Origin of the sequence: Xanthobacter sp. NM-59 (assembly GCF_021401125.1) — a bacterium.
Classification (GTDB): domain Bacteria; phylum Pseudomonadota; class Alphaproteobacteria; order Rhizobiales; family Xanthobacteraceae; genus Xanthobacter.
Window position 1 is genome coordinate 1 of the sequence record NZ_JACBFQ010000012.1, and the last position, 21,476, is coordinate 21,476.

The following is a 21,476-nucleotide window of genomic DNA, read 5'->3' on the forward strand; positions in this document are numbered from 1 at the left end:
GCCACTCCGGCGGCGCCCGCAGCTCCGGCTCGCCCGGCGGCCCCCGCCGCGCCGCGTGCCGGCGCCAGCCATCAGGGCGCCGGCCATTCCGGCCCCCGTCCGACCGGGAACGCGCCGCAGCGTTCCGGCGGCCCCCAGCGCTCCGGCGCGCCGCAGTCGAACCGCCAGGGTCAGGGCCACGGACAGGGCTCCGGCCAGTCCCAGCGCTCGGGCGGCGGCGCCGATCGCCGTTCCGGCGGCCCGCAGGGTCGTCCCGGCGCCCAGCGCCAGGGCGGTTCCGGCGTGGTGCTGCGCACCCTGACCGAGGAGGAGCGCAACGCTCGCGCCACCGCCCTTGCCGATGCGCGCGCCCGCGCCGTCGAGGAAGCGCGGATGGCGGAGGAGCGCCGCATCGCGGAGGAGGAAGCCCGCCGCCGCGCCGAGCGCGAGCGCGCCGAACGCGCCGAGCGTGAGGCCGCCGAGGCGCGCAAGCGCGAGGAAGACGCCCGCCGCGCCCAGGAAGAGGAAAAGAAGCGCAAGGCCGAGCAGGAAGCGCGCAAGCGTTTCGGCGAGGAGCAGGGCTCCGGCACCGCCGCCGCCCGGCCCGCCGGCACCACCACCGCGCGCCCGCTGACGCCCCGCGCGCCCGGCGAGGGCGAGGAAGAGGAGCGCCGCGCCGGTGGTCCCCTGCGCCGCAGCCCCGGCGCGCGCGTCGTCACGCCGCCCAAGCCCACCCGCACCCCGGGTGCGGCTGAGAAGCAGCGCGGCCGCCTCACCGTGGTCACCGCCTTGTCGGACAGCGACGAGCGCCAGCGTTCGGTGGCCTCGTTCCGCCGCCGCACCCAGCGCATGACCGGCAATCGCGTGCAGGAGAGCAAGGAGAAGATCTCCCGCGAGGTGATCCTGCCCGAGACCATCACCATCCAGGAACTCGCCAACCGCATGTCGGAGCGGGGCGTGGATGTGATCCGCCTGCTGATGAAGCAGGGCCAGATGATGAAGATCACCGACGTGATCGACGCCGATACCGCCGAGCTGATCGCCGAGGAGATGGGGCACACGGTGCGCCGCGTCTCGGAATCCGACGTGGAAGAGGGCCTGTTCGACACGCCCGACGCCGCCGAGGACCTGGTGGCGCGCCCGCCGGTGGTCACCATCATGGGCCATGTCGACCACGGCAAGACCTCGCTGCTCGACGCCATCCGCAAGGCGAACGTGGTGTCGGGTGAGGCCGGTGGCATCACCCAGCACATCGGCGCCTACCAGGTGACCGCGCCGTCCGGCGGCAAGATCACCTTCATCGACACCCCCGGCCACGCCGCCTTCACCGCCATGCGCGCCCGCGGCGCCAAGGTGACGGACATCGTGGTGCTGGTGGTGGCGGCCGATGATGGCGTGATGCCGCAGACCATCGAGGCCATCAATCACGCCCGCGCCGCTGGCGTGCCGATCATCGTGGCCATCAATAAGATCGACAAGCCCGGCGCCAAGCCCGAGCGTGTCCGCACCGAGCTGCTCCAGCACGAGGTGCAGGTGGAAAGCATGGGCGGCGAGACGCTCGAGGTGGAGGTCTCCGCCAAGGAGCAGATCAACCTCGACAAGCTGCTCGACGCCATCTCGCTGCAGTCGGAAATCCTTGATCTCAAGGCCAACCCCGACCGCGCCGCCGAAGGCACCGTGGTGGAAGCCAAGCTGGATCGCGGCCGTGGCCCGGTGGCCACCGTGCTGGTGCAGCGCGGCACCATGCGCGTGGGCGACATCGTGGTGGCCGGCGCCGAATGGGGCCGCGTGCGCGCCCTCATCTCGGACCTTGGCACCAATGTGACCGAGGCCGGCCCCTCCATGCCGGTCGAGGTGCTCGGCTTCAACGGCACCCCGGAGGCGGGCGACCGCCTGGCCGTGGTGGAGAACGAAGCCCGCGCCCGCGAAATCACCGATTATCGTCAGCGCCAGAAGCGCGAGAAGGCGGCGGCTCGCTCCACCGCCATCCGCGGCTCGCTGGAACAGATGATGAGCCAGGTGAAGTCGGCTGGCCGCAAGGAGTTCCCGCTCATCGTCAAGGGCGACGTGCAGGGCTCGGTGGAAGCGATCATCGGCGCGCTGGAGAAGGTGGGCAATGACGAGGTGCAGGCCCGCATCATCCACTCCGGCGCCGGCGGCATCAATGAGAGCGACGTGACCCTGGCGGAGACTTCCGGTGCGGCCATCATCGCCTTCAACGTGCGCGCCAACAAGGAAGCGCGCGACGCGGCCGAGCGGGCCGGTGTCGAGATCCGCTACTACAACATCATCTACGACCTCGTGGATGACGTGAAGCACGCGATGAGCGGCCTTCTGGCCCCCATCACCCGCGAGACCATGCTGGGCAACGCGGAGATCCGTCAGATCTTCGCCGTGTCCAAGGTCGGCAAGGTGGCGGGCTGCCTGGTCACCGACGGTGTGGTGGAACGCGGCCAGCATGTCCGCCTCATCCGCGACAACGTGGTGATCCACGAGGGCAAGCTCTCGACCCTCAACCGCTTCAAGGATGCGGTGAACACCGTGCACGCCGGCCAGGAATGCGGCATGTCCTTCGAGAACTACCAGGACATGCGCGAGGGCGACGTCATCGAGTGCTATCGCGTGGAGACGGTGCAGCGCTCGCTGTGAGCCACCGCGCCTCCGCGTAACGCCGCACGCCCTCCCGCCAAAGGGAGGGGCAGGGGAACGCAAAGCGGGCGTCGGCAACGGCGCGCGCTTGCTTTTCCCGTGGCGGTTATGGGCACTGCCCTGCCCTCCCCGGTCCCTGCGGCCGGGGCACGGCGTGAGTCCTCCGCAGCGACGTGGACATCACGCAAAGACATCACCGGAGCGGCACGGTCCAAGCCCGTCCGCTCCCCCTGAAGGAACAGGCGCCCGGCTCCGCCACGGCGCCGCTGAGGCTTTATCGACCCATGAGACCTGAACCCCGCACGGGAGGCGGCCCCTCCCAGCGCATGCTGCGCGTCGGCGAGCTCGTGCGCCACGCCCTCGCCGATGTGCTCTCGCGCGGCGACCACATCGACCCCGTCCTCTCCGGCCACATCATCACGGTGCCGGAAGTGCGCATGTCCCCCGACCTGAAGGTGGCCACCTGCTTCGTGATGCCCCTGGGCGGCAAGGACCTCGCCCCGGTGCTGAAGGCGCTGGAAGCCAATCGCCGCCACCTGCGCAGCGAGGTCGCGCGCCGGGTGGAGCTGAAATCCGTGCCGGAGCTGCGCTTCCGCGAGGACACCTCGTTCGACGAGGGCGCCCGCATGGATGCGCTCCTGCGCTCTCCCCAGGTGGCGCGCGACGTCGTGCCCGACCTGGATTCCGATAGCGACGACGAAGAGACCAACCGCGAATGACTTCCGCATCTGCCGCCGCCTCCGCCCCCGAAGCAGCGCCCCAGCCGGAGCAGACCGGCGACCACGCCAACGCCCCCCGCGGCCGCGGCCCCCGCGCCCCGCGCGAGCAGGACAACCGCCCCCGCGTGCCCAAGCGCGACCTTGACGGCTGGGTCCTGCTGGACAAGCCCGTGGGCCTCACCTCCACCCAGGCGGTGACCGTGGTGAAGCGCCTGTTCGGCGCCAAGAAGGCCGGCCACGCCGGCACCCTCGACCCGCTGGCGTCGGGCTGCCTGCCCATCGCCTTCGGCGAGGCCACCAAGACCGTCCCCTATGTGATGGACGGCCGCAAAACCTATCGCTTCACCGTGCGCTTCGGCATCGAGACCGACACGGACGATGCCGAGGGCAAGGAGGTCGCCAGCTCCGACGTCCGCCCCGCCGATGACGAGATCGTCGCTGCCCTCGCCCAATTCCACGGCGAGATCATGCAGGTCCCGCCCGCTTACTCGGCCCTGAAGATCGGCGGCGAGCGCGCCTACGACCTCGCCCGCGAAGGCGAGGAAGTGAAGCTGGAGGCCCGCCCCGTCAGCATCTTCAGCCTGGTGATGGTGGAGCGCCCCGACATCGACCACGCGGTTCTGGAAGCGCAGTGCGGCAAGGGCACCTATGTGCGCGCCATCGCCCGCGACCTCGGCCGCCTGCTGGGCACGCGCGGGCACGTTTCCGCCTTGCGCCGCACCTCCGTCGGCCCCTTCCTGGAAGAGGACCTCGTGCCCCTGGACGAGCTGCGCGAGCGGGCCGACGTGGGCGACGAGGCGCTGATGGAAGCGCTCGACCCGGTGGAATTCGCGCTCGAGGAAGTGCCGCAGATCTCGGTGACCCCGCCGGACGCCCACCGCCTGCGCTGCGGGCAGAGCGTGATCCTGCGCGGGCGCGATGCCCCCATCGTCGAGGGCCATGCGGCCATCTTCTGCCAGAACGCGCTGATCGCCATCGGTGACGTTGAGGGGGGTGAAATCTACCCTCATCGCGTGTTTAACTGGGCCCGTCGGGCGGCCAAGCCGGCCAACCGGTAGGAGCGGACCGCCGGCCTCGGCCTCTCCTCAGCCATCGAACCCGGCCCACCGGGTTCGAGTGCCGGCAGATGAGAGGGAGGGGCCCATGTCGCGGCACGTCTTCGCATTCACGCTGCTGGCGGCGAGTCTGCTCGCCGCCGCTTCGCCGGCCTCGGCTCAGAGCCGGTGCAGGGTCACCGACCCCACGGGAACGCCACTGAATGTGCGCACCGCGCCCCAAGGGCAAGTGGTCGGCACCATCCCCAACGGAACACTGGTGACCATTCTGGACCACGCCAGCGATTCCCGCGGGCGCCCCTGGGTCTATGTCGCGGTACACAAATCCGGCCGCCCGCTCGGCTGGGTCTATCGCGAGTTCGTCTCCTGCTTCTGAAAGGCTCGCGGGCGATATTCCGCTAGCCCTCAAGGAGAAATCCGCTATAGTCGCGCCGCGCGGACGGTGCCCTCGGGTGCCGCTTTTCGCGTTGCTGTTTCGACCGTGCTGGACGACATCCCGGCCCGGCCGACCCGCGCCCCTTCGCCACCTTCGGCCGCCATCCGGCGACACCGAGGGAAAGAGGCGGGTGGCGCGTTTTTTCCATCTCGTTTGAAAGGACTGACTGATGTCGATCACGGCAGAGCGCAAGCAGGCGCTTATCAAGGATTACGGGGCCAAGGACGGCGACACCGGTTCGCCCGAGGTGCAGGTTGCGATCCTCACCGAGCGCATCGTGAACCTCACCGAGCACTTCAAGTCCCACCACAAGGACAACCACTCGCGTCGCGGGCTGCTCAAGCTCGTCTCGCAGCGCCGCAGCCTTCTCGACTATTTGAAGAAGAAGGACGAGGGGCGCTACAAGTCCCTCATCGGCCGTCTCGGCCTCCGCCGCTGATGCGTCGACCGGATCTGGGCCCGCCCGGATCCGGCAGCGCCCGCAAGGGCGCGGGATCAATCGGAACCCCGGCACCAAGGTCGCCGGGGCGCCGCAAGCATAAGGGCCCGGCACCCAGCCGAGGCCGCGCGCCATGAAAGCGCGCCGTCGCCGCAGGCATGGGGCCTGCCGCGCAGTCTGAACGCAAGGGACGAGTCATGGCAGGATCGCCGGACGCCACCGTCGGGGCCCCTTCTTGAAAAGGGTGGCTTCGCGCGGCGCGTCCGGCCGTCTTGCTCATGGCTCTCCCCGTTTGCCATGAGAGAAAGACAAGACCACATGTTCGACATTCACAGCGAAACGCTGGATTGGGGTGGCACCACCCTCACCCTGGAAACCGGCAAGATGGCCCGCCAGGCCGACGGTTCCGTGCTCGCCACCTATGGCGACACCAAGGTGCTCGCCACCGTGGTTTCCGCCAAGGAGCCGAAGCCCGGCCAGGACTTCTTCCCCCTGACCGTGAACTATCAGGAAAAGTCCTACGCCGCCGGCCGCATTCCCGGCGGCTACTTCAAGCGCGAGGGCCGTCCCTCCGAGAAGGAGACCCTGGTCTCCCGCCTCATCGACCGGCCGATCCGCCCCCTCTTCCCCGATGGCTACAAGTGCGACACCCAGGTGATCATCACCGTGCTCGCCCATGACCTGGAGAACGATCCCGACGTCGTCTCCATGGTGGCCGCCTCCGCCGCCCTCACCTTGTCCGGCATTCCCTTCATGGGCCCGGTGGGCGCCGCCCGCGTCGGCTTCATCGACGGCGAATACGTGCTCAACCCCACCGTCGACGAAGTGAAGGAAAGCGACCTGGAACTCGTCGTTGCCGGCACCTCCGACGCCGTGCTCATGGTCGAGTCCGAAGCCAAGGAGCTGCCCGAGGAGATCATGCTCGGCGCGGTGATGTTCGGCCACCGCCACTTCCAGCCGGTGATCGAGGCCATCATCAAGCTGGCCGAGAAGGCCGCCAAGGAGCCCCGCGCCTTCCAGCCCGCCGACGTCTCCGCCATCGAGGCCAAGGTGAAGGAGATCGCCGAGGCCGACCTGCGCGCCGCCTACAAGATCAAGCAGAAGCAGGCCCGCTACGAGGCCGTTGGCGCCGCCAAGTCCAAGGTGAAGAAGTATTACGAGGAGCTGGCGCTCGGCGGCACCGCGGTGCCTAACCCGCAGGTGGTGGCCGAGGTCATCAAGCACCTCGAAGCCCAGATCGTCCGCTGGAACATCCTCGACGACGGCATCCGCATCGACGGCCGCGACGTGCGCACCGTGCGCCCGATCGTGTCCGAGGTCGGCGTGCTGCCGCGCGCCCACGGCTCGGCCCTGTTCACCCGCGGCGAGACGCAGGCCCTGGTGGTCGCGACCCTCGGCACCGGCGAGGACGAGCAGTTCATCGACAGCCTGGAGGGCACCTACAAGGAGCACTTCCTGCTGCACTACAACTTCCCGCCCTTCTCCGTGGGCGAGACCGGCCGCATGGGTTCGCCCGGCCGCCGCGAGATCGGCCATGGCAAGCTGGCCTGGCGCGCCATCCACCCGATGCTGCCGGCCAAGCACGAGTTCCCCTACACCCTGCGCGTGGTCTCCGAGATCCTGGAGTCCAACGGCTCCTCGTCCATGGCCACCGTCTGCGGCTCCTCGCTGGCGCTGATGGATGCGGGCGTGCCGCTGCGGCGCCCGGTGGCGGGCATCGCCATGGGCCTCATCCTCGAGGGTGAGAAGTTCGCCGTGCTCTCCGACATCCTGGGCGATGAGGATCACCTCGGCGACATGGACTTCAAGGTGGCCGGCACCGAGCAGGGCGTGACCTCGCTCCAGATGGACATCAAGATCGCCGGCATCACCGAGGAGATCATGAAGGTCGCCCTGGCCCAGGCCAAGGACGGGCGCACCCACATTCTCGGCGAGATGGCCAAGGCCCTCACCAGCGCCCGCGCGGAACTCGGCGAGCATGCCCCGCGCATCGAGGTGATGAAGATCCCCGTGGACAAGATCCGCGAAGTGATCGGCTCCGGCGGCAAGGTGATCCGCGAGATCGTCGAGAAGACCGGCGCCAAGATCAACATCGAGGACGACGGCACCATCAAGATCGCGTCCGCCTCCGGCGACAGCATCAAGGCCGCCATCAACTGGATCAAGTCCATCGCCTCCGAGCCGGAAGTGGGCCAGATCTATGAAGGCACCGTGGTGAAGGTGGTGGACTTCGGCGCCTTCGTGAACTTCTTCGGGTCCAAGGACGGCCTGGTGCACGTCTCCCAGATGGCCAAGGAGCGGGTGAACAAGCCCTCCGACGTGGTCAAGGAAGGCGACAAGGTCAAGGTCAAGCTCATGGGCTTCGACGAGCGCGGCAAGACCCGCCTGTCCATGAAGGTGGTCGACCAGACCACCGGCGAGGACCTGGAAGCCAAGGAGAAGGCCGAGAAGGAGGCCGCCAAGGCCGCCGACGGCGAGAACAAGGGCGAGGCCGGCGCGGCGGAGTGATCCGCACGCCATTCCTGTCTCGATTTAACGCAGGGGCGGCCGCAAGGCCGCCCCTTTCGTTTGCGCGCGCTCCTCCGGAATTCGCAACTCTATGACTTATGTCAATCAAGGCGCAGCCTATCCGCTGTAATGAGGGAAAGTTGTCTTTCCCGATGTTCGGATGAACCCATCCGGCGCTGTTTAATTTTTGTGCATCTTCTTTTTCACTCGCGTCACACAGTGTCCTTCCGCCGTGAAGACAGGGTTCCCTGAGCGCGAGCATCCATCCGCAGCGGCCGGCGGCACCCGTGACATCGGCACGCCTTTGCCTTGGAGGACCCCATCTTGAAGACTGTCGAGGAATTTCTGGCTTACGCGGCCAAGCTCGAGGAAGAAGCCGCCCTGCGTTTCGGCGAGCTGGCCGATGCGATGCAGAGCTGTGGCAATGCCGAGGTTGGCCAGCTGTTCCGCCGCCTGTCCGACTATTCCCGCATGCATCTCTCGGACGCGCGGGCGCGCGCCATGTATCGCGACATTCCCGAGATGAAGCCGAACGAATACCAGTGGCCCGACCTTGAAAGCCCGGAAACCGCGCGCATCTGGGCTGCGGATCCCTTCCTCGGCCATGGCGAGGCCCTGGAGATCGCGCGTGAGGCCGAGGAGGCCAGCCGCGACTATTACAAGTCCATCCTCGACACCACCGAGGATCCTGAAATCAAGGCACTCGCACAGGAATTCTTCGAGGAAGAGTCCGAGCATGTGCGCGAGATCCTCAAATGGATCGCCGCCTATCAGGACCGCCGCCCCGTCGCCGCGAGCTGAGGGCCGCCCGCATTATGATCCGGGGGCGGCCGGAGGGTGTCCGCTTCGGATCGAGGTCGCGCTGGCGCCTCCCGGCAGCCGGCGCGACCTGCGCTCCTTTTGTGTTCCGGGCTATTCCCGCACGCATCGTCCCGGCGCCGCAGCGGCCTGTGGTGACGGCCCAGGGGCCGGTGAGGCGACGCCGGCAGACATGTGGGAAATGCGGAACCTGCGCAGACAATCCGCCCGTCGCGCACGCAAGCAGCACCGGCAACCGGAAGGGTCCCGGCCCGATCGGCGGGGAAACCCAACCATAGCCGCCATCGTCGATGGCCAATCGACAGCCGGCACACGGCAGGTCTTGCCAACCACCAAAGCGCTTGTCAGGCACCTGCGCCGCTCACCCCCTCAAGGGAAAGCGCTGGGCAAGGAGCAGAGCGGGGGCATGTAAACCGAGCAGCGAGGCGAAGCCCCCCCCTTTTGCCTCCGGCGAGCCGGCCGCTCCCTGGCCTTCGGCCGCAAGCGGGGGAGGAAACGAGCCCCACCCGTCTATGCGTCTTGACGGCCCAGGGGCCCCGAACCGCAGACGCAGACCCGGCCTGACCGTTATGAGGACGGCGACGCCTAAGCGATGGGGCACACCGCGCTGGCGTCACTAGCATCGCCAAAGGCCCGGGGCGCCCCCGGCGGCGATCAGAACAGCTTCATGCCGGGCGGCAAGGAGAGGCCGCCGGTGAGGCCCTGCATCTTTTCCTGCATCACCCGCTCGGCCTTGCCGCGCGCGTCGGCCAGGGCGGCGACGATGAGATCCTCCAGGATCTCCACTTCGTCCGGCTTCACCAGAGACGGGTCGATGCGCACCGCCTTGCACTCACCCTTGGCGGTGACGCGGGCGGTGACGAGGCCGCCGCCGGAGGCGCCCTCCACCTCGATGGTGTCGAGCTCGGCCTGCATCTGCTGCATGCGCTCCTGCAGCTCCTTGGCCTGCTTCATCATGCCGAACAGGTCACGCATGGCCTCATTTCTCCTTGGTCAATATTCAATCTCGTCATCGGGCCCGGGACCCGCATAGGCGTCTTCTTCCGCTGGGGGAAGAGCCTCATCCACCTCGTCCTCGCGGGTGCGCACATCCACCACTTCGGCGCGGGGAAAGCGCGCCAGCACGGCGGCCACCAGGGGATGGGCCTTGATGCCCTCCTCCCGCTCCGCCTGGCGCGCGTCGCGCTCCTCGGAAAGCGTGGGCCCGCCCTGCTCCTGGGAGAGGGAGACCAGCCAGCGCCGGCCGGTCCATTCCGTGAGCTTCTTGGCAATGTCGCCCACCACAACAGGACTGGCGCCGGGGGTCAGGGCGATTTCAATGTGCCCGTCCTCGAACTTCACCGGGCGAACCTGGGTTTCCACCGCCAGCTTCAGCAGCAGGTCGCGCTTGTCGCTGGCCAGCGCCGCCACATCCGCAAGGCTCGCCAGCCTTGGCCCGGCCTGCGCGGGCGCGACGGCGACCGGCGCGCGCTGGGGCTGCGCCGTGGCCGCCGCTAGGGCGAGGCGCGCGCCCCCTCCCCCACCGCCCGAGGGCATGGGCGCCGGCGGTGCGGACGAAGGCGAGGGCTGGTCCTTCAGGCGGCGAAGGGCCTCATCGGGGGTGGGCAGATCGGCGGCGTAAGCCAGGCGCACCAGCACCATTTCGGCGGCCTGCACGGGCTTGGGAGCCTGCTGCACCTCGCCGATGCCCTTCTGGAGCATCTGCCAGGCCCGCGCCAGCACGCGCATGGACAAGGCTTGCGCCATCTCGCCGCCGCGCACCCGCTCCGCCTCCACCAAGGCGGCGTCATTGGCCGCATCGGGCACGATCTTCAGGCGGGTGACGAGATGGGTGAATTCGGCCAGATCGGTGAGGATCACCGCGGGGTCGGCGCCGGCATCATACTGGTCGCGGAACTCGGCCAGGGCCTTGGGCATGGCGCCGCGCATCAGCGCCTCGAACAGGTCGATCACGCGCCCCTTGTCGGCAAGGCCCAACAGGCGCCGCACCTCTTCCGCCGAGACGTTGCCGCCGCCATGGGCGATGGCCTGGTCCAGCAGCGAGAGGCTGTCGCGCACCGAGCCTTCCGCCGCCCGCGCCACGATGGACAGGGCCTCCGCCTCGATGGACACGCCTTCCTTGGCGCAGATGCCCTTCAGGTGATCGGCCAAGACGCCCGCATCCACCCGCCTCAGGTCGAAGCGCTGGCAGCGGGAGAGCACGGTGACCGGCACCTTGCGGATTTCGGTGGTGGCGAAGATGAACTTCACATGCTCCGGCGGCTCCTCCAGCGTCTTCAACAGGCCGTTGAAGGCAGCGGTGGAGAGCATGTGCACTTCGTCGATGATGTAGACCTTGTAGCGCGCCATCACCGGGCGATACCGCGCGCTTTCGATGATCTCGCGGATGTCGTTGATGGAGGTGTTGGACGCGGCGTCCATCTCCATCACGTCCACATGGCGCGATTCGATGATGTCGCGGCAGTGCTTACCCGGCACCGACAAATCGAGGCTCGGCCCGCCGGGCGAACCATCCATCGGCTCGTAATTGAGGGCGCGGGCGAGGATGCGGGCGGTGGTGGTCTTGCCCACGCCGCGCACGCCGGTAAGGATATAGGCCTGGGCGATGCGGCCGGAGGCGAAGGCGTTCTTCAGGGTGCGGACCATGGCCTCCTGGCCGATGAGGTCCGCGAAATTCTGCGGGCGATACTTGCGCGCCAGCACCCGATAGGCGCCCGGCGTGGCCGGGACCGGCACCGCAGCCTCGGGCTGCGCGGGCGCACCGAAATCGAGGCCGGGGCCGTCATGCTCCGGCGGCTCGCTGGCGGGGGCGTTCAGGTCGTCGCGGGTGTTCTCGCTCATGGGTCTTACATAGTGCATCCGCGCCACGGCCGCCACGCGATGGTGCGTGGCGCGCCCAAGATCGGCAGATGCTCCACTGCTTCGAGCCCGCGCCGCGGCGGCCTACTTCGCCTTGGTGAGCACGTCGAGGTCACCCACGCGCACGCACACATAGCGGCGATAGCCCTGCTCAAACTCCGCCTTGGCCTTGGCGTCCAGCTTGGCGGGCACGTTGCGGGTGATGGAGGCCTTGCAGGCGTCCTCGGTGGAGTAAGCGGCCTCCTTCACGACCCGGACATCCGGACCGGACAAGGCATTGACGACGAGAAAGACAACGACCCACATGCGCTGATCTCCTTGGCAAGCCGGGCTCCGGCACGGATTTGCCCCTGTGACGCAAAGCTTCAGCCGTCGGGGCGCGCCCCGTCTATCCGCCGATCCAAGCAGGATTGCGACAATGCGGACAGCCTGGTGGGGAGAACGCACCCGCCCCGACGCCGCGCTGAGGGCGCGGCGCTTCGGATGCGGTGATGCGAGTGGGGTGGGAGGCTGGACGAAGACCCGAGACCGGGCTCGTTGGGGCTGCTTCCTTCCGGACCTGACCCGGTTGGCGAGTGGCTCGTCCACCGCCAACCTCCCACGCGCTATATGGCAGGGGTGCGACCGCGATGCAAGGGGCAGGCGGGCAAAGCAAGCCCTCCATCCCACGCCACCGCACAGGCCACGGCCTCGCGGTTGGCCGCCCCGTTTTCAGTCCCCACCCGCACGCGCGGGGGAACCGAAGGCGCGCTTTCGTCTTGAAACTGCGTCACCGCGCGGTCCCAGCGCGGTTGGCGAACGGGAGTGGCTCGGACCCCTGGGGTGCGATAGACATCGCCTGTTCGTGCAGACGCGGGGCCCTGCAAAGGCCGGTTGCACGCGGTGGCGTTTCTTTGGGGGATGGGGACCATGGCGCAGCGCGGTCAGGACAAGCCGAGGTCGTTCCTGGTGCTGATGGGGCGGCGGCTCGTGCTGGGCATGGTGTTTCTGCTGCCCATGGTGCTGGTGCTCATCGTGCTCGGCCACGCCATCAAGCTGGTGGGGGCGCTGGCCAAGCCCGTGTCCCATCTGGTGCCGGTGGAAGATTATGTGGGGGTGAGCGGGGAAAGCCTCATCGGCCTCGTGCTCATTTTGCTCCTGGCCTTCGGCGCCGGCTTTGCCGCCAGCACGCGCCACGGCAGGCGGGTGACGCGCTTCTGGGAGAATTCCCTGCTGGGCGGCGTGCCGCAATACCAGCTCGTGAAAAGCATGGCCGATGGCCTGACCCAGGTGGAAAGCATGGCCGGCGTCACCCCGGCTTTGATCAGCCGCGACGGCGCCTGGCAGCTCGGCTACCAGCTGGAAGACATTCCCGACGGCTGGGCCGCCGTCTTCATCCCCCGCGCCCCAACCCCCATGTCCGGCGACCTCTTCTATGTCCCGAAAGACCGCATCGTCCCCCTGAACATCCCCATGGCCCAGGCCATGATGGTGGTGAAGCGCATGGGATTGGGGTCGGGGGATGCGCTGCGGAAGGCGGGGCTGGTGTTTCCGGAGGGGTGAGGGCATAGCCCAACGGGAGCACCAAACGATGACTCAAGGCCCCCAGCGCTTGGCGTCACGACCTTTCCAGACCAACCGCCCCGACCAACGCTAGGAAACAAAGGCACAGTTAGTTTACACCAAACGCAGAAATTGCAATTATCAAGAATCACCCCGGATAAGAACCATGCCGGCGGTAGCGCAATGCGAAAGCTCGGCAGATAAGAGGCGAACCGTGAAGCTAGCATCGTTCTCGGTCGAAAACTATCGCAGCATAACTCAGGCGCGCCAAATCCCACTCTCAGACAGCACTGTGCTTATTGGCCCAAACAACGAGGGGAAATCAAATATACTCCGTGCGCTCAATGTTGCGATGGTCACGCTAACTGCACACGCGAAGGGGCGCCAGGCATTTCCGGGGGCACGGCTCCGCCGCCGAAGCAGACTACACTACAATGAATACTACGATCCAGCAATTGATGCGCCAATAACAGATAACAAAAAGAAGATGGAGACCCGAATCACACTTGAATTCGAGCTGACAAGTGATGAGATAGAGGATTTCAAGTCGGAATTAAAGAGCGCAATTAACGGAATTTTGATAATAAAAATTACATTCAAATCCGAAACGACAGATATAAAGGTTGTAAAAAACGGACGAGGAAGTCTTTCGTTAAATGCTAAAATTCAACGTATTCTAAAATTTATTTTGAATCGCATACAGTTTCAATACATACCGTCAATTAGAACTGCGGAACATTCAACAAATATCGTGCGCGATATTGTCTCTACAGCACTCGTGGCTCTCGAAAGAGATGAGGCTTACAAGAATGCGCTGGAGGAGATAAAACGCCTTCAGAAGCCAATTCTGGATTCTTTATCTAAAAAAACGACAGATACTCTGCGTCAGTTCCTTCCTGATGTAAAAAAGGTAAAGTTTTCCATCAGCGATGAGCGCAGATATACTACGCTTAGTCAAACAATTGATATCGATGTGGATGACGGAATCATTACTAACCTTGAAGCAAAGGGCGACGGCGTACAGAGTCTGATAGCCCTTGGATTGAGGCGACACGTTCTTGAGGAGGAGCGTGATCGCAAAACCTACATATTTGCTATCGAAGAGCCCGAGGCACACCTCCACTCTGAAGCGATATACGGCCTCCGAAATGTAATAAATAACATGTCGAACCTGGATCAAGTTATCATAACAACGCACAGCGGAATACTAGCAAATCGCGACTCAATTGGAAGCAATATAATTGTAAACAAAACTAAAGCTTCTCCGGCAAATAAATTATCGGACATAAGAAGCGCGCTTGGAATTCGATCATATGATAATTTACTAAACGCAGATGTTATACTTTTAGTCGAAGGCGAAAACGACAAAACGGCGCTAACTTCAATTTTAAAATGGCACTCAGATCCAATACGAAATGCCATGGACTCCGGCCGCATGATCATTGACTCCATAGATGGAGCAGGCGGACTCTGTAGTAAAATATCTCTATACCGTTCAATTCTTTGTCAAATACATTGTTTTTTGGACTACGACCTTTCAGGTCGGCAATCAATTGAAAAAGCAAAGACCTATAACCTGATATCTGACAATGACTATAATCTCACACTGCTCTCTGCTCGAAATGAAAGTGAGTTCGAGGACTTTATAAATCCCGGTATTTACTATAATATATTTATGGATAATTACAGTATTGACTTAAAAACTATAAAGCCTCGCACGAAAGGAAAGTGGTCCGTGCGAATGGCTGACATATTCACTCAATGTGGAAAACCATTCGACAACGCTACCAAGCAGCAGGCGAAATACAGCATCTCAGAGGCTTGCGCCGCGAATCCCGGAGAAGCGATCGCAACTCATGCACAATCCGTTATTGATGCACTCATCGGCACGCTCACCCAAAAGCTGCGTGTTACCTGATCGTAGAAGCCAAGCCCACCCGATAACCCCCTTTCCACCTCCCCTGGAAAGCGCCTTCCCCCCATCCACCACGCCTCCCCCTATCACCCCCTAACCCCCTGAAATCCCTTCCCTCCCGCCCCTGGCACAGCCCTTGCTGTAATCCTTTCAAGTTCCGCCGTCTCACCCCCGGCGGGCCTTGGGTGATGCCAGGGGCCGGGTTGCCGGTGTGGGTGGGGGTCGGTCCGGTAAAGGGCCGGCGGCGAATGGGAAACATGTAAGGGGGAACGCCTGATGGCCCTCGAGACGTTTTATGAAGTGATGCGGCGGCAGGGGATTACCCGCCGGTCGTTCCTGAAATATTGCTCGCTCACGGCGGCGGCGCTCGGCCTCGGGCCGGAATTCGCGCCCAAGATCGCCCACGCCATGGAAACCAAGCCGCGCACCCCCGTGCTGTGGCTCCATGGCCTGGAATGCACCTGCTGTTCGGAGAGCTTCATCCGCTCCGCCCATCCTCTGGTGAAGGATGTGGTGCTCTCCATGATCTCCCTCGATTATGACGACACCCTCATGGCCTCCGCCGGATACCAGGCGGAAGCCATCCTCGAAGAGGTGATGACCAAGTATAAGGGCAATTACATCCTGGCCGTGGAGGGCAACCCGCCCCTCAACGAGGATGGCATGTATTGCATCATCGGCGGCAAGCCGTTCGTGGACCAGCTCAAGAAGGTCGCGACCGACGCCAAGGCCATCATCTCCTGGGGCTCCTGCGCTTCCTATGGCTGCGTGCAGGCAGCCCGGCCCAATCCCACCCGCGCCACGCCCGTGCATGAGGTGATCTTCGACAAGCCCATCATCAAGGTGCCCGGCTGCCCGCCCATCGCCGAGGTGATGACCGGCGTCATCACTTACATGCTCACCTTCGACCAGCTCCCCGCGCTCGACCGCCAGGGCCGGCCGCTGATGTTCTATTCCCAGCGCATCCACGACAAATGCTATCGCCGGCCGCATTTCGACGCCGGCCAGTATGTGGAGAGCTTCGACGACGAGGGCGCGCGCAAGGGCTATTGCCTCTACAAGGTGGGCTGCAAGGGCCCGACCACCTACAATGCCTGCTCCACCGTGCGCTGGAACGACGGCGTGTCCTTCCCCATCCAGTCCGGCCACGGCTGCATCGGCTGCTCGGAAGACGGCTTCTGGGACAAGGGTTCCTGGTATGCCCGCCTGGCGGACCTGAAGAATTCCGGCTTCGGCATCGAGAGCAATGCGGACAAGGTGGGCCTTGCGGCCGCCGCCGTGGTGGGCGGGGGCGTGGCGGTGCATGCCGCCGTCAGCGCCCTGAAGCGCGCCCAGACAAAACACGACAGCAGCAACGGCGCCGATAAGGGAGGCGAGAAGTGACCATCCAGACGCCGAACGGCTTTTCCCTCGACACCTCAGGCAAGCGCATCGTCGTCGATCCGGTTACCCGCATCGAAGGCCATATGCGCTGCGAGGTGAATGTGGATGCTGAGAACGTCATCCGCAACGCGGTCTCCACCGGCACCATGTGGCGCGGGCTGGAAGTGATCCTCAAGGGTCGCGACCCGCGCGACGCCTGGGCCTTCGTGGAGCGCATCTGCGGCGTGTGCACGGGCTGCCACGCGCTGACCTCCGTGCGGGCGGTGGAAGATGCGCTCAACATCACCATCCCCAACAACGCCTATCTCATCCGCGAGATCATGGCGAAGGTGCTCCAGTGGCACGACCACGTGGTGCATTTCTATCACCTCCACGCCCTCGACTGGGTGAACCCGGTGAACGCGCTGAAGGCCGACCCCAAGGCCACCAGCGTGCTGCAGCAGTCCATCTCCGCCCATTCCAAGTCCTCGCCGGGCTATTTCCGCGATGTGCAGAACCGGCTGAAGAAGTTCGTGGAATCGGGGCAGCTCGGCATCTTCAAGAACGGATACTGGGACAATCCGGCCTACCTGCTGCCGCCCGAGGCGGATCTGCTGGCCGTGACCCATTATCTCGAAGCGCTGGATTTCCAGCGCGAGATCGTGAAGGTGCACACCATCTTCGGCGGCAAGAACCCCCATCCGAACTATCTGGTGGGCGGCGTGCCCTGCGCCATCAACATGAATGGCGACATGGCCGCCGGCGCCCCCCTCAACATGGAGCGGCTGAACTTCGTGCAGCTCAAGCTCCAGGAGGCGTTCGAGTTTTCCCAGAACGTGCTGGTGCCGGACGTCATCGCCATTGCGAGCTTCTACAAGGGCTGGCTCTATGGCGGCGGCCTCTCGGGCCAGAATGTGATGGATTATGGCGACTATGCCGCCATCCAGGGCCAGAAGAAGACTGATCGCCTGCCCGGCGGCGTCATCCTCAACGGCAATTGGGAAGAGATCCATCCCATCGACCCGCGCGATCCCGATCAGGTGCAGGAGTTCGTCGCGCACTCTTGGTACACCTATGGCGAGGCGGACAAGGACAAGGGCCTGCACCCCTGGGACGGCATCACCGATCCCAAGTTCGACCTCGGCCCCAACTTCAAGGGCACCCGCACCGACATCAAACAGGTGGACGAGAACGCGAAATATTCGTGGATCAAGGCTCCGCGCTGGCGCGGCAATGCGGTGGAGGTGGGCCCGCTCGCCCGCTACATCCTCGCTTATGCCCATGGCGTGCCGTTCGTGAAGGGGCAGGTGGACGAGGCGCTGGGCCGCTTCAACAGCCTCGCCGGCACCAACCTCACCCCCAAGCAGGCGCTGCCCTCCACCATCGGCCGCACGCTGGCCCGCGCGCTGGAAGCGCATTATTGCGCCGCCATGATGCTGGACGATTTTTCCGCCCTCATCGCCAATATCAAGGCCGGCGACACCTCCACCGCCAACATGGAGAAGTGGGACCCCTCCACCTGGCCCAAGGAGGCCAAGGGGGTGGGCACGGTGGCGGCCCCGCGCGGCGGCCTCGGCCACTGGATCAAGATCAAGGACGGGCGGATCGAGAACTATCAGTGCGTGGTGCCCACCACCTGGAACGGCGGGCCGCGTGATCCCAAGGGCAATATCGGCGCGTTCGAGGCCTCGCTCCTCAACACGCCCATGGCCCGTCCCGAGGAGCCGGTGGAGATTTTGCGCACCCTCCACTCGTTCGACCCGTGCCTGGCCTGCTCCACCCACGTCATGTCCGACGATGGCGAGGAGCTGGCCCGCGTCTCCGTGCGCTAGGGAGGTGAGCCATGACCGACGCGTCGCTCTCCGGCACCACCCCGCCACCTGCGGCCCCGGCGGAAACCGCCCCGGCCAATGGGGCGGTGAAGGGTGGAAAGCACCTGACCACTGTCTATGTCTATGAGGCGCCGGTGCGCCTGTGGCACTGGGTGAATGCCCTGTGCATCGTGGTGCTGTGCATCACCGGCTACTTCATCGGCTCGCCCTTCCCCACTTTGTCGGGCGAGCCGAGTTCCCATTATCTCATGGGCACCATCCGCTTCGTCCACTTCTCGGCGGGCTACGTGCTGGCGGTGGCCTTCATCGGCCGCATCCTGTGGGCGTTCGCGGGCAACAAGTATTCGCGTGAGCTGTTCACCTTCCCCATCTGGAAGAAGAGCTTCTGGCGTGGCTTCTTCACCGAGATCCAGTGGTATGCCTTCCTGAAGCCGCGGCCCCTGAAGTTCGTGGGCCACAATCCCCTGGCGCAGATGTTCCTGTTCCTGGTGATGGTGCTCGGCACGATCTTCATGATCGTCACCGGCTTCGCCCTTTATTCGGAGGGCACGGGGCTCGGGAGCTGGCAGAACAATATGTTCGGCTGGGTCATCCCGCTGCTCGGCGGCTCCATGCAGGTGCACACGCTGCATCACATCGGCATGTGGGTGATCATCCTGTTCGTGATCATCCACGTCTATTTGGTGATCCGCGAGGACATCATGAGCCGCCAGACCATGGTTTCCGCCATCACCAACGGCTACCGCACCTTCCGCGACGACGATCCGGTGTGACGGCAGGCGCAGTCTTAAGACAAGGGCGTGGCGCAAGCCGCGCCCTTTTTCTTTGCGCGCAGAGCCTGTTAGCCCCGGCGGGTGGCCGAGCGCACACCATGGCCCCGGAAATGACCGCTGATGCGGCCAAAATTGAACATATCGCTTTCACTTCAACCGGCGTTCGATCACACTATTTCCAGCTGTCACGCGGCCGCCATGCTGGCGGCATGCAATGGCCACTTGGGCGATCAACACGTTATCACCTGCCCGGTCCGCTGGCACAGTCCTTGAATTGATCTAGTTCAATTCAGGCGGCGCCAGACTGCCGTGGGAGGATGGGCCGAAGGAGAGACGTCGCATGACCGACGAGGGTATACACGCGCGCATTCTGGTGCTCGGTATTGGAAACATCCTGTGGGCGGACGAAGGTTTCGGCGTCCGTGTCCTGGAAGCGCTCGACCGCGACTATGTCTTTCCTGAAAATGTAACCCTGCTCGACGGTGGCACCCAGGGCCTTTACTTGCTGCCCTACCTGGAAGAAACCGATGGTCTGGTGATCGTCGATGCGGTGGATTACGGCCTGCCCCCCGGCACGCTCCATGTCCTGGTGGATCAGGAGGTGCCCAAGGTGCTCGCCGCCCGCAAGGTGAGCCTGCACCAGACCGGCTTCCAGGAAATCCTCGGCCTTCTCGCTCTGCGGGAGCGCGTGCCCAGCCGCATCGTCCTCGTGGGCGTGCAGCCCGAGGTGCTCGACGATTATGGCGGCGGCCTCACCGAGACGGTGGCCGCCCAGGTGGACACCGCGGCCGCCCGCGTCGTGAAGGTGCTGACCGCCGATTTCAACACCTGGATCACCCGGCGCGAGACTTCGGACGACACGCTGGTGACCGCCGCCGTCTCCCGCGATTCCTACGAATCCGGCCGCCCCAGCGCCGAGGATGCCTGCCGCATCGGCGACCCGCGCATCCTCAACCGCTCCTGAAGCCCTCGGAAGGACAGAAGATCATGTGCCTCGGCCTCCCCATGCGCATCGATGCCACAGACGGCGCGTTCGCCCTGTGCTCGGCCGAGGGGCGCACGGAGCGGGTGGACCTCATCCTGGTGCCTGAGGCCGGGGTGGGAGACCACGTGCTGGTGTTCCAGGGCACCGCGCGCCGCCGGCTGGATGCCGAGGAAGCCCGCCTGATCACCGAGGCGCTGGAAGGGGTCGCCGCCATCATGGCGGGCGCGGCCGACAGCAGTCTCGTCGACCGCGCCTTCGCCGATCTCGCCCATCGCGAGCCGGAGCTGCCGCCCCATCTCGCCGCCGCTTATGCCGCCGGCCGAAAGGAAGCCTGATGTCGCAGGATGCGCTCCACCCCCTCGTGCGCCGCCTCATCACCGAGCGCGCCTATCCCTATCTCGACAATGCCGAGGACGCCGCCGGCCTCGATGGGCGCGACCTGTTCGTGCTGCTTCCGGCCCATGGCAAGGCCCATCTGGAGAGCCCGGACATCGCCGTGGTGCTGCCCGAGCTGGTGCAGGCCCTGGGGGGTGAGGAACGCATCGGCGGCGCCGTTGCGGGCCCGGGCGCTGAAGCCAGCTTCCGCGAGGCACTGAACCTGGCCTTGCCGGCCATCGTGGTGCTGCGCGGTGGCGTGCCCCTGGGTGCGATCTCCCGCATGCGGGATTGGGATGAATATCTCGACCGGCTCGGCGCCCTCATCGACGCCCCCTCCACCGCCACGCACTGATCCGCCCCGAAAGGTCGCCGCCATGTCCTCCAGCCCCTTCGCCGTCCAGGCGCCCATCGGCTTCGGCCCCGGCAGCCAGCCCACCGCCGAGGAGGAGGGCCTGGCCTACATGCCCATGCCGTCGGGCATGCGCACCTTCGAGGCCCATCTGCCCGAGGTGGAGGACAAGACCCGCTTCGCCCCCGCTCTGGCGGTGATGAAGGACATCATCGCCGCCCTCCAGGGCTGGACGCCGGGGGCGAGCCTCACCGTGCCGCTCGCCCATCTGGACCGGGACAACCTCGCTCTGGTGGACGAGACCCTGGGCGAGGGCGAGGTGGCGGTGAAGGTGTCGGCGCCGGGCCGGGCCATGGACATCCAGGAGGCGACCTTCGCCGGGGTGTGGCGCCTGTCGGGCAGCGAGGGCGCGGACCGGGTGGAGGTTTCCGCCTTCCCGCGCGGCGCCATCCTGCGCGCCCATGACGAGACCTGGGCCATCGACACCGCCCGCCTCGCGGACGCGACCGGCCCCGGCATCTTCAACGCCCCCACCTTGCTGGTGGAGATCGACCACCGCGCCCGCAGCCGCTCCGCCGGCGACCCGCCCCACGTCATCAACCTGTCCCTGTTGCCCCACACGCCGGAGGACCTGGCCATGCTCGACGAGAGACTGGGCCAAGGAGCGACGGTGGTGCTCTCGCGCGGCTATGGCAATTGCCGCATCGACTCCACCGCGCTGAAGGGCGTGTGGCGGGTGCGCTTCTACAATTCCACCGACGTGCTCATCCTCGACACCATCGAGATCTGCGAGGTGCCGGAAGTGGCGTGCGCGGCGCCGGAGGACATTTCCGATTCCGCCGAGCGCCTCATCGAAGTGTTGGACGCGGTGGCGTGA

Annotated in this window: 19 protein-coding genes and 1 other RNA gene; 16 read left to right on the forward strand and 4 right to left on the reverse strand. The window is 65.5% G+C overall.

Annotated elements, in window-relative coordinates; translation table 11 throughout:
* The 7 genes from infB to L0966_RS18435 all read left to right on the forward strand — a co-directional run.
* A partial coding sequence (gene infB, locus L0966_RS18405; RefSeq protein ID WP_234053483.1) for a translation initiation factor IF-2 occupies nucleotides 1-2,628 on the forward strand: 2,628 nt, incomplete at its 5' end.
* Between the two features lie 284 nt (nucleotides 2,629-2,912).
* A complete protein-coding gene (rbfA, locus tag L0966_RS18410; RefSeq protein WP_234053484.1) occupies nucleotides 2,913-3,347 on the forward strand; it encodes a 30S ribosome-binding factor RbfA in 435 nt (144 codons plus the stop codon).
* Complete coding sequence (truB, locus tag L0966_RS18415) at nucleotides 3,344-4,405, forward strand: tRNA pseudouridine(55) synthase TruB (protein WP_234053486.1); 1,062 nt, start codon at nucleotides 3,344-3,346, stop codon at nucleotides 4,403-4,405. The genes rbfA and truB overlap by 4 nt, the downstream gene beginning before the upstream one ends.
* Nucleotides 4,406-4,490: 85 nt before the next feature.
* Nucleotides 4,491-4,778: an SH3 domain-containing protein gene (locus L0966_RS18420; protein WP_234053488.1), complete on the forward strand. Its 288-nt coding sequence runs from the start codon at nucleotides 4,491-4,493 to the stop codon at nucleotides 4,776-4,778.
* 229 nt (nucleotides 4,779-5,007) lie between these two features.
* Nucleotides 5,008-5,277, forward strand: coding sequence for a 30S ribosomal protein S15 (rpsO, locus tag L0966_RS18425; RefSeq protein ID WP_234053489.1), 270 nt, complete (start codon nucleotides 5,008-5,010; stop codon nucleotides 5,275-5,277).
* A gap of 318 nt (nucleotides 5,278-5,595) precedes the next feature.
* Nucleotides 5,596-7,785 carry a polyribonucleotide nucleotidyltransferase gene (pnp, locus tag L0966_RS18430; RefSeq protein WP_234053494.1) on the forward strand — a complete coding sequence of 730 codons (2,190 nt, stop codon included), beginning with the start codon at nucleotides 5,596-5,598 and terminating at the stop codon, nucleotides 7,783-7,785.
* A 324-nt stretch (nucleotides 7,786-8,109) separates the two neighbouring features.
* A complete protein-coding gene (locus tag L0966_RS18435; RefSeq protein WP_234053495.1) occupies nucleotides 8,110-8,586 on the forward strand; it encodes a ferritin family protein in 477 nt (158 codons plus the stop codon).
* Nucleotides 8,587-9,258: 672 nt separating this feature from the next.
* Here L0966_RS18435 and L0966_RS18440 read toward each other — a convergent pair.
* The 4 genes from L0966_RS18440 to ffs form a co-directional block, all read right to left on the reverse strand.
* Complete coding sequence (locus L0966_RS18440; protein WP_234053497.1) at nucleotides 9,259-9,579, reverse strand: YbaB/EbfC family nucleoid-associated protein; 321 nt, start codon at nucleotides 9,577-9,579, stop codon at nucleotides 9,259-9,261.
* A gap of 18 nt (nucleotides 9,580-9,597) precedes the next feature.
* Nucleotides 9,598-11,445: a DNA polymerase III subunit gamma/tau gene (locus L0966_RS18445; RefSeq protein WP_234053500.1), complete on the reverse strand. Its 1,848-nt coding sequence runs from the start codon at nucleotides 11,443-11,445 to the stop codon at nucleotides 9,598-9,600.
* Nucleotides 11,446-11,547: 102 nt separating this feature from the next.
* Nucleotides 11,548-11,769 carry a hypothetical protein gene (locus tag L0966_RS18450; RefSeq protein ID WP_234053501.1) on the reverse strand — a complete coding sequence of 74 codons (222 nt, stop codon included), beginning with the start codon at nucleotides 11,767-11,769 and terminating at the stop codon, nucleotides 11,548-11,550.
* 195 nt (nucleotides 11,770-11,964) lie between these two features.
* Nucleotides 11,965-12,063, reverse strand: an RNA gene (ffs, locus tag L0966_RS18455) — signal recognition particle sRNA small type.
* A gap of 309 nt (nucleotides 12,064-12,372) precedes the next feature.
* On the opposite strand from ffs, the gene L0966_RS18460 reads away from it, so the two are divergent.
* The 9 genes from L0966_RS18460 to L0966_RS18500 all read left to right on the forward strand — a co-directional run bounded on the left by L0966_RS18460 (nucleotide 12,373) and on the right by L0966_RS18500 (nucleotide 21,476).
* Complete coding sequence (locus L0966_RS18460) at nucleotides 12,373-13,005, forward strand: hypothetical protein (protein ID WP_234053503.1); 633 nt, start codon at nucleotides 12,373-12,375, stop codon at nucleotides 13,003-13,005.
* Between the two features lie 166 nt (nucleotides 13,006-13,171).
* Nucleotides 13,172-14,923 carry an ATP-dependent endonuclease gene (locus tag L0966_RS18465; protein WP_234053504.1) on the forward strand — a complete coding sequence of 584 codons (1,752 nt, stop codon included), beginning with the start codon at nucleotides 13,172-13,174 and terminating at the stop codon, nucleotides 14,921-14,923.
* Between the two features lie 273 nt (nucleotides 14,924-15,196).
* A complete protein-coding gene (locus tag L0966_RS18470) occupies nucleotides 15,197-16,303 on the forward strand; it encodes a hydrogenase small subunit (RefSeq protein WP_304945432.1) in 1,107 nt (368 codons plus the stop codon).
* Nucleotides 16,300-18,114 carry a nickel-dependent hydrogenase large subunit gene (locus tag L0966_RS18475; protein ID WP_234053505.1) on the forward strand — a complete coding sequence of 605 codons (1,815 nt, stop codon included), beginning with the start codon at nucleotides 16,300-16,302 and terminating at the stop codon, nucleotides 18,112-18,114. The genes L0966_RS18470 and L0966_RS18475 overlap by 4 nt, the downstream gene beginning before the upstream one ends.
* A gap of 11 nt (nucleotides 18,115-18,125) precedes the next feature.
* Nucleotides 18,126-18,887, forward strand: a complete 762-nt coding sequence (gene cybH / locus L0966_RS18480; RefSeq protein WP_234053506.1) for a Ni/Fe-hydrogenase, b-type cytochrome subunit — start codon at nucleotides 18,126-18,128, stop codon at nucleotides 18,885-18,887.
* A 340-nt stretch (nucleotides 18,888-19,227) separates the two neighbouring features.
* A complete protein-coding gene (locus L0966_RS18485; protein WP_234053507.1) occupies nucleotides 19,228-19,851 on the forward strand; it encodes a HyaD/HybD family hydrogenase maturation endopeptidase in 624 nt (207 codons plus the stop codon).
* A 23-nt stretch (nucleotides 19,852-19,874) separates the two neighbouring features.
* Nucleotides 19,875-20,207 (forward strand): HypC/HybG/HupF family hydrogenase formation chaperone, encoded by a 333-nt coding sequence (locus tag L0966_RS18490; RefSeq protein WP_234053508.1) that lies wholly within the window; start codon nucleotides 19,875-19,877, stop codon nucleotides 20,205-20,207.
* Nucleotides 20,207-20,602, forward strand: a complete 396-nt coding sequence (locus L0966_RS18495) for a hydrogenase (protein WP_234053509.1) — start codon at nucleotides 20,207-20,209, stop codon at nucleotides 20,600-20,602. The genes L0966_RS18490 and L0966_RS18495 overlap by 1 nt, the downstream gene beginning before the upstream one ends.
* Nucleotides 20,603-20,624: 22 nt before the next feature.
* Nucleotides 20,625-21,476 carry a hydrogenase expression/formation protein gene (locus L0966_RS18500; RefSeq protein WP_234053510.1) on the forward strand — a complete coding sequence of 284 codons (852 nt, stop codon included), beginning with the start codon at nucleotides 20,625-20,627 and terminating at the stop codon, nucleotides 21,474-21,476.

Bases quoted from the DNA above. Each gene is read 5' to 3' on its own strand.
- rbfA (WP_234053484.1), top strand. From the start codon at position 2,913: ATGAGACCTGAACCCCGCACGGGAGGCGGCCCCTCCCAGCGCATGCTG.
- truB (WP_234053486.1), top strand. From the start codon at position 3,344: ATGACTTCCGCATCTGCCGCCGCCTCCGCCCCCGAAGCAGCGCCCCAG.
- L0966_RS18420 (WP_234053488.1), top strand. From the start codon at position 4,491: ATGTCGCGGCACGTCTTCGCATTCACGCTGCTGGCGGCGAGTCTGCTC.
- rpsO (WP_234053489.1), top strand. From the start codon at position 5,008: ATGTCGATCACGGCAGAGCGCAAGCAGGCGCTTATCAAGGATTACGGG.
- pnp (WP_234053494.1), top strand. From the start codon at position 5,596: ATGTTCGACATTCACAGCGAAACGCTGGATTGGGGTGGCACCACCCTC.
- L0966_RS18440 (WP_234053497.1), bottom strand. From the start codon at position 9,579: ATGCGTGACCTGTTCGGCATGATGAAGCAGGCCAAGGAGCTGCAGGAG.
- L0966_RS18445 (WP_234053500.1), bottom strand. From the start codon at position 11,445: ATGAGCGAGAACACCCGCGACGACCTGAACGCCCCCGCCAGCGAGCCG.
- L0966_RS18450 (WP_234053501.1), bottom strand. From the start codon at position 11,769: ATGTGGGTCGTTGTCTTTCTCGTCGTCAATGCCTTGTCCGGTCCGGAT.
- L0966_RS18460 (WP_234053503.1), top strand. From the start codon at position 12,373: ATGGCGCAGCGCGGTCAGGACAAGCCGAGGTCGTTCCTGGTGCTGATG.
- L0966_RS18465 (WP_234053504.1), top strand. From the start codon at position 13,172: ATGCCGGCGGTAGCGCAATGCGAAAGCTCGGCAGATAAGAGGCGAACC.
- L0966_RS18470 (WP_304945432.1), top strand. From the start codon at position 15,197: ATGGCCCTCGAGACGTTTTATGAAGTGATGCGGCGGCAGGGGATTACC.
- cybH (WP_234053506.1), top strand. From the start codon at position 18,126: ATGACCGACGCGTCGCTCTCCGGCACCACCCCGCCACCTGCGGCCCCG.
- L0966_RS18485 (WP_234053507.1), top strand. From the start codon at position 19,228: ATGACCGACGAGGGTATACACGCGCGCATTCTGGTGCTCGGTATTGGA.
- L0966_RS18490 (WP_234053508.1), top strand. From the start codon at position 19,875: ATGTGCCTCGGCCTCCCCATGCGCATCGATGCCACAGACGGCGCGTTC.
- L0966_RS18495 (WP_234053509.1), top strand. From the start codon at position 20,207: ATGTCGCAGGATGCGCTCCACCCCCTCGTGCGCCGCCTCATCACCGAG.
- L0966_RS18500 (WP_234053510.1), top strand. From the start codon at position 20,625: ATGTCCTCCAGCCCCTTCGCCGTCCAGGCGCCCATCGGCTTCGGCCCC.